Consider the following 6,767-nt stretch of genomic DNA (forward strand, 5'->3'; position numbering starts at 1 on the left):
CAGTTCCTCGACCGATTTGGCCTTGCGCAGGTAGCGCGGCAGGATGCTGGGCGTGAAGGAGATCCTCTCCGTTCCCGGCTTGCGATCCCGCACCCGCGGCACCTTCACGGCGACCGGACCGATCCCGGTCAGGATTTCGCGCTCCGGCAAATGTCCGTGCCGCACCAGCCTGGCCCGGCCGTCATCGAGCCTTTCCTCAGCGAACGCGGCGAGGAGCGTTGCCAGCTCGGCCTCAACCGCTTGTTCGATAAGCTTGCGCGCACCCTCCCGGATGAGGTCCGTCAGCGGATCCGGCGAAAACCCCGATGGATCGGGCAGCGTGCTGATGGTAGTCTCCGACATGTGGCATATCCCTTTCTCGGCTGAGAATTGACGGCGTCTGAACACCGCCATGATATGCCGCCCCTCAGGGCATCACCAACTTTCGCGCGTTACTCTCATCTGTGCCATCTGAGGCTCTGTGATGCCGAGCTCCAGTGTCAGAAGACGCTTGGCGGCTTCACCAACACCTGCCGCTAGCGATCCTTGCATGTGGATTTGGCGCCCAGCACTGTCAAACCAGAACGCCGTCCGCAGCGACACAGTAGGCCTCCAGCCTCGGGAAACCGGCTTCAGAGACGAACGCCCAAAGCGCGTAGAATGCGGGTTCCCTCGGCCAGAAGGATCAACTGGTCGGTTCGGACCAAGGGGCGGTTGTGGCCGATGGTGTTCCTGACCGGCGCGAGGCGCTGCATCGAAACCTGAAAGTCCTGCTTCGAGACAAAGAACCGCTCGAACGCCTCTTTCCAGTTTTTGCCTTCGCAGATGATGTGCATAAGCTCCATGAAATCAGCGTAGTAGAGGATGGGGAAGGAATCCCCACGCAACTCGTGCTCCGCGGCCTTTCTATCCTGCCACTTTTTGCGAAGATCACCGTGAACCCTCCGCCGCAACCACGCCTCTCCTTCGATTCGGCGTAGCTCCGTCTCGATCAAGGCTCTAAGCCGATTCTCAATCTCGCCAAGTAGACCAGCGTGTTGCGGATCATACTGACCGAATTCGCCTCCATCTGTCCTGACCGGCGCGACCGCTTCGAAGCGTAGCTCGAAGCCCGCTGAAAACAGAACTTGCGGATATGCCTCTTGCGGGAAGGCGACGACTTCCGCGTTCATCCCCGCCTCTATCTGTGCGGTCTCCCGGCCTTCCGGGGACTGGTCCTCGTCAAAGGCAACCGGCTCCCCCAGCTCTTCCGAGAACACTTCTTGGCCCGCCGGGTCGAATGGCCCTGCCCCGCTGGAAATGTCATGCAAACGAGCAATGCGGGCGAAGCCGACAATCGACACGCCCAAGTGATCTTCGATGGCCCACGGATTTTGGAGCTGTGCCATCCTCTGGGCAAGCGAGGTTTGCCATGCTTCTATACGCTGGAAGTGGTCCTGAAGTGGATGGACCGCCGCTGCAGCAGCGACTGAAAAGCTCTCGAGCTGATCTGCCAGCGGAACAACCGCCTGCTGCACATTCGTGACCAAATGCTTCAGGTCCGCGTCGATGCGTTGCAACGCATTGAACGTTTCGGGCCTGGCCAGAAGGCTGTGCGCTGCGGCTATCGCGCCCGACACCTCCGCCCATTGTTGTGATCTGGTGTAGGCCTCAAACGACGCGTGGGCTGTCGTGACGGAATCTATCAGCCTCTGGATATCGTTTCGTTCAAGTACCCGCGCCACCTGCAAGGCTGGAGAGTTCTCAAGATCGCGGAGCGCTCGTGTTGCCGGATCGTTTTCCATCTGGCGCATAAGTCTCGCCGCTGTACCTTCACTCAACTCCATCGCTCGGAGCAGCGCGTCGTTCTTGAATGGATCATTGCTCATGAGCGTTCACCGACACGGCGCACCGTTCTGACACTGACCTTGAAGAGACTGGCGATCTCGCCAATTGGGCGTTGTTCGATGTCTCTCAAGCGTTGCACCTCGTCCTTCTGGGCTGGCGAAAGGGCAGGGGGACGGCCTCCGATCCTGCCGCGCTTGCGGGCAGAGGCCAGGCCCTCCATGGTTCGCTCGGAAATCCGCTCTCGCTCGAACTGGGCGATAGAAGCAAAGACATGGAATATAAGCCGTCCAGCCGGGGTGGTGGTGTCAATGTCCTCGGCCAAGGACCGGAATCCGGCACCGCGCTCGCGGATCGTCTCCACGATCTCCAAGAGGTCTTTCAGGGACCGGGCCAGACGGTCGTATTTCGTGACGGTCACAATGTCGCCCTCGCGGAGTTGGTCCAGCATCCGGTCCAGCTCGGACCGCGCGCGTTTTGATCCGCTGATCCTGTCCGCGAAAATCTTCCCGGCACCGGCTGCCGCCAGCGCGTCAGTCTGGACATCGAGGTTCTGATCGTCTGTGCTGACGCGGGCATATCCGATGATCATGCTGCACTGTGACAAAAAGCTGCCAGAACAGCAAAGGTTTTGCCGGAGGTTTTTGGCACGGCTATGTGGTTGATTTCACGTAGGGCAGGGATAGTGGACAAAAACGACCGTTTTTGGCGCACACCTTTGGGTTGTGTCGCAAACGACCGTTTGGCTCAAGGGTCGCCGATCTCTGGACATAGTTATGCTGCGAGTGCCGCAAATTGCTGAAACGCGGTATGGCCATTGGCTCCGAACTGACCCTTGCGGATCATGTGCGCGGTCTCAATCCCCGCCAGGGTCGCTGTGGCGGAATGGAACCCCTTGAAGCCCATCATCGGCGCGGTGATACGCTTGATGAAGCGGTGATCCTGCTCCAAGATATTATTGAGGTATTTAATCTGCCGGACCTCGACGACGCGGCCGCTGCCGGTAAATTTCAGGCTCACGTTTACAGCTTGCAGACCGGCGAGATTGGCACCGCTCTTGTCGATGACCACCCGGTCCGGCACGCCGTTCGTGCTGATCGCCTGCTTCAGGAACCGTCGGGCAGCGGCCAGATTACGGCGCTCAGATAGCATAAAATCGATGGTTTGGCCATTCCGATCCACGGCGCGGTAGAGATACGTCCACTGGCCTTTGACCTTGATATAGGTCTCGTCCATCCGCCAGGAAGTGGCTGTGGGCCGTTTCCTCTCCTGCGCTCGAGACGCGATCAGCGGCGCAAACTTTACCACCCACCGGTTTAGAGTAGCATGGTCGACTTCCACACCGCGCTCGGCCCTGATCTCCTCGAGATCGCGGTAGGAAACGGCATAGCGGAGGTAGAAAAATACGGCATACAAGATCACCGCCCTCGGGTAGTGCACACCTTTGAAATCAATCATCGTTCCATCCAGTCCACTCACCATACCTCGGGTCGAACTTGTGCATCATCAAAGGCCCGGCTGGAAACCAAAAAGTTTGCGACACAACCCGATGAACTCGCCACCGCAGCCGATCACAACCTCGTCGACATAGCCCCTGATCCAGACATCGCGGTGGCCGTAGGCGACCGGCACCGAGTAATCGTTGGTCTTGTAGCGTACCAGCGCTTGGGAACTGACTCGCCCGGTGGCTTGGTCACAGGCATCGAACGGCGCGGGTGGCAGATCAGACATCACGACCAGATCTCGCACGAGGCGTTCCCCGATGGTCTCGGACTGGCCGCGCAGAACATCCGCCTGACGTTTGCGACACTGCTCCTCCAGATAGGCGTTGAACGAAGCCCAACTCACAAACCGCGGGACCGGGACCATGAAGTTGCGGCGGGAATAGCCGACCAATCCTTCCGCGTTGCCCTTGTCGTTCCCCTTGCCGGGGCGGCCATAGCGGTCTCGGAACAGGTAGTGGGACAGGAACCCGCTGAAGAGCGTGGCCCGCTGACGTGTGCCGTCCGCCAGGATCTTCGCAACAAGACAGCGATCGTTGTCGTAGAGAACCGATACCGGCACCCTGCCGAAGAAGGCGAAGGCGTGAACGTGGCCGTCTACCCAGGCTTCCGCTGTCGCCGCGGGATAGGCGCGCACGAAGCAGGCATCACTGTGCGGCAAGTCCATAACGAAGAAGTGCGCCTTCTGCTCGACGCCGCCGATGACGACCACAGCCTCGCCGAAGTCGGCCTGGGCATGTCCTGGCGGATGGGCCAGCGGCACGAACATCTCTCGGCCGCGCCGCTCGCGCTCCCGCATGTAGTCCTTGATGATCGTATAGCCGCCGGTGAAGCCATGCTCATCGCGAAGCCGCTCGAATACCCGCTTCGCCGTGTGCCGTTGCTTTCGATGGACCTCGCGATCCCCCTCTAGCCAGCCATCGATGATCTCGGTGAACCCATCCAGCTTCGGCCGCTTCACCGGCGCCGTCCGCCGGTATCCAGGCGGAACCGAGAACGCCAACATCTTCCGAACGCTGTCGCGGGAAACCCCAAACTGACGCGCAGCCTCGCGCTGGCTCATGCCTTCTGAACAAGCCAGGCGAACCTTCCGATACAAATCCACGGTGAAAATCCTCCCGCCCTCCCTGTCGCCAGAAAGGGTAAAAGTGGACGACTTTTACGCCGCCCGCAGCGGGCTCATCCCGCCGCTACCGTGGTCGACTTTCTCACCGCCGTTCTCAGGGCTGTTCGTCAGTGATAATGGCGGCCGGACTTGGACCGCGGCAGAGACACCCGGAAAAGTGCTGTCGCTGGCGACCCATCGCGACCGGCCCGGACTTGTGGTTGCGGGGCTGGCCGAGGGCGGTGTCAGCATTTCCGAAGACGGGGGCGCTTCGTGGCGTATCTTTGAAGCTAGGCTGCCTGACGGAGAAATCACTGCCGTTGCTATCGCCTCGCGGAACCCGGACATGATCTATGCCTCGCTTCGCGGCGACGGGTTGTGGAAGAGCGAAGACGCCGGTGCAACCTGGTCGCTCGCCATGGACCGCCCCTGGCTCGACGACGCAGAGCGCGATCCTCTTGCTCTGGCTTCGGTCGAGCTTGAAACCGGCATGGGCGGGATCTGGATCTATGCGGGCACCGAAGTTGGCCTAACGCGGGTGCCCGATTGCTTTTGTCGCTGGCAGGACGTGCAGCCAGGCAACGCGATGGACGCATTGGTTGCGGGTGAAGCCCCACCGTCCGAAGCGCCATTGCCTGGAGGTGAACCGATCCTGTCGCTGGCCAGTGCCCCCTCGGCGCCGGAAGTGATGTACGCCGCGCTGCCCTCGGGCCTCTGGGCATCGCAGGACGGCGGAGTCATCTGGCAAAAGCGGGCCAGCAAAGCTGCGACCGCTGTTGCGGTTCATCCAAGAGACGAGACCTACATCGCTGCCCTGTTGGGCGGCATCTTGAAAATCAGCCGTGACGGCGGCGCAACTTGGATCGAAACAGGAGAACAATGATGGAGAAAATGATGCAGAGAAGAAACGCGCTTGGCCTGATTGGCAGCGGCATTGTCGGAATGGTGGGCCTGTCCACATCGGCCTGGGCGCAAGCGACAGGCGATATGGCGTCCGATTTGGCGGGCAACGAAAGGCAGATCACCATCTGGCGCGATCCGGGCTGCGGCTGCTGTGATGCCTATGGGGATTATCTCGAAGAACACGGCTTTACCGTTACGCGTGTGGATGACCGCGACTTCGACAAACGCTCGGTCGAAGTCGGTGTGCCCGCCCAGGGCATCGGCTGCCACCTGGCCGAGATCGACGGCTACTATGTCAGCGGTCTCGTCCCCGTCGACATCATCGATCGGCTGCTGGAAACCCGTCCGGCGATAACGGGTATCACCTTGCCGGGAATGCCCGCGAACGCGCCGGGCATGGCTGCGGTCAAGTCAGGCACGCTAAGGACCTATGCCTTTGGCCCAGACGGAATTTCAATTTATGCCGATGAATAAAGGGCCGAAAGATCGATCGGCGAAGTGTACGGTCAGGCGGTCAGTGCACCTCGCTGCCCTAGTGTCCGCGCTCGCGACCACCGGCGTTGTGGTGCTGGCCCAATCGGAACCGGTTGACCCGCGTGTCGAGGGACTGACGTTTTTGGGAGAGCCCGTGCTCGCATCCCAGGTCATGGCAGGGCAACAGCTTTATGCGGACAACTGCGCCAGTTGCCATGGTGCCAGCCTCGAGGGTCAGCCCGATTGGCGTCGTCGTCTTGACACAGGAAGAATGCCGGCCCCGCCGCATGATGACTCAGGCCACACTTGGCACCATTCAGACCGCATGCTTTTTCAGATCACTAAAGGCGGGGTCGGGGCCGTCGTGCCGGGATACGAGAGCGACATGCCGGCCTTCGGAGAGGATCTGACAGACGCAGAGATCGCGGCTATCCTCGTCTACATCAAGAGCACCTGGCCTGAGCGACAACGTGAGTTCCAAGCCGAAGTTTCGGCCAATGACACGGGCGGGTGAAGATCGACAGGGTGTCAGGATAGTATCTTGAGTAACGCGCGAAAGTTGGTGATGCCCTGAGGGGCGGCATATCATGGCGGTGTTCAGACGCCGTCAATTCTCAGCCGAGAAAGGGATATGCCACATGTCGGAGACTACCATCAGCACGCTGCCCGATCCATCGGGGTTTTCGCCGGATCCGCTGACGGACCTCATCCGGGAGGGTGCGCGCAAGCTTATCGAACAAGCGGTTGAGGCCGAGCTGGCAACGCTCCTCGCCGCGTTCGCTGAGGAAAGGCTCGATGACGGCCGGGCCAGGCTGGTGCGGCACGGACATTTGCCGGAGCGCGAAATCCTGACCGGGATCGGTCCGGTCGCCGTGAAGGTGCCGCGGGTGCGGGATCGCAAGCCGGGAACGGAGAGGATCTCCTTCACGCCCAGCATCCTGCCGCGCTACCTGCGCAAGGCCAAATCGGTCGAGGAACTG

General features: G+C 60.8%; 8 protein-coding genes and 1 pseudogene. 4 read left to right on the plus strand and 5 right to left on the minus strand.

Going from position 1 to position 6,767, the window contains the following annotated elements; genetic code table 11:
- From ACP16H_RS26295 to istA, 5 genes and pseudogenes are all read right to left on the minus strand, one after another.
- The coding region (locus ACP16H_RS26295) for a transposase (protein ID WP_425075083.1) at window positions 1–342 on the minus strand (342 nt) is incomplete at its 3' end.
- Window positions 343–611: 269 nt separating this feature from the next.
- Window positions 612–1,847: a hypothetical protein gene (locus ACP16H_RS26300; protein ID WP_425075100.1), complete on the minus strand. Its 1,236-nt coding sequence runs from the start codon at window positions 1,845–1,847 to the stop codon at window positions 612–614.
- Window positions 1,844–2,395, minus strand: a complete 552-nt coding sequence (locus ACP16H_RS26305) for a recombinase family protein (RefSeq protein ID WP_425075101.1) — start codon at window positions 2,393–2,395, stop codon at window positions 1,844–1,846. Before ACP16H_RS26305 ends, ACP16H_RS26300 begins: the two co-directional genes overlap by 4 nt.
- A 182-nt stretch (window positions 2,396–2,577) precedes the next feature.
- Window positions 2,578–3,261, minus strand: a complete 684-nt coding sequence (locus tag ACP16H_RS26310) for an IS6 family transposase (RefSeq protein WP_425075102.1) — start codon at window positions 3,259–3,261, stop codon at window positions 2,578–2,580.
- A 90-nt stretch (window positions 3,262–3,351) separates the two neighbouring features.
- A pseudogene (istA, locus tag ACP16H_RS26315) lies at window positions 3,352–4,410 on the minus strand (IS21 family transposase); the annotation flags it as partial.
- Window positions 4,411–4,453: 43 nt separating this feature from the next.
- Here istA and ACP16H_RS26320 point away from each other — a divergent pair.
- From ACP16H_RS26320 to ACP16H_RS26335, 4 genes are all read left to right on the plus strand, one after another.
- Window positions 4,454–5,293 (plus strand): WD40/YVTN/BNR-like repeat-containing protein, encoded by an 840-nt coding sequence (locus tag ACP16H_RS26320; RefSeq protein WP_425075103.1) that lies wholly within the window; start codon window positions 4,454–4,456, stop codon window positions 5,291–5,293.
- Entirely contained in the window at window positions 5,293–5,787 is a 495-nt protein-coding gene (locus ACP16H_RS26325) for a DUF411 domain-containing protein (protein WP_009573584.1), read from the plus strand. Before ACP16H_RS26320 ends, ACP16H_RS26325 begins: the two co-directional genes overlap by 1 nt.
- Entirely contained in the window at window positions 5,780–6,301 is a 522-nt protein-coding gene (locus ACP16H_RS26330) for a c-type cytochrome (protein ID WP_138919430.1), read from the plus strand. The genes ACP16H_RS26325 and ACP16H_RS26330 overlap by 8 nt, the downstream gene beginning before the upstream one ends.
- A 124-nt stretch (window positions 6,302–6,425) precedes the next feature.
- A partial coding sequence (locus ACP16H_RS26335) for a transposase (protein ID WP_425075083.1) occupies window positions 6,426–6,767 on the plus strand: 342 nt, incomplete at its 3' end.

This window comes from Sagittula sp. S175 (assembly GCF_049800975.1).
GTDB lineage: Bacteria > Pseudomonadota > Alphaproteobacteria > Rhodobacterales > Rhodobacteraceae > Sagittula.

Coding starts and splice junctions, on each gene's coding strand:
- ACP16H_RS26325 (WP_009573584.1), top strand. CDS start 5,293: ATGGAGAAAATGATGCAGAGAAGAAACGCGCTTGGCCTGATTGGCAGC.
- ACP16H_RS26310 (WP_425075102.1), bottom strand. CDS start 3,261: ATGATTGATTTCAAAGGTGTGCACTACCCGAGGGCGGTGATCTTGTAT.
- ACP16H_RS26305 (WP_425075101.1), bottom strand. CDS start 2,395: ATGATCATCGGATATGCCCGCGTCAGCACAGACGATCAGAACCTCGAT.
- ACP16H_RS26300 (WP_425075100.1), bottom strand. CDS start 1,847: ATGAGCAATGATCCATTCAAGAACGACGCGCTGCTCCGAGCGATGGAG.
- ACP16H_RS26330 (WP_138919430.1), top strand. CDS start 5,780: ATGAATAAAGGGCCGAAAGATCGATCGGCGAAGTGTACGGTCAGGCGG.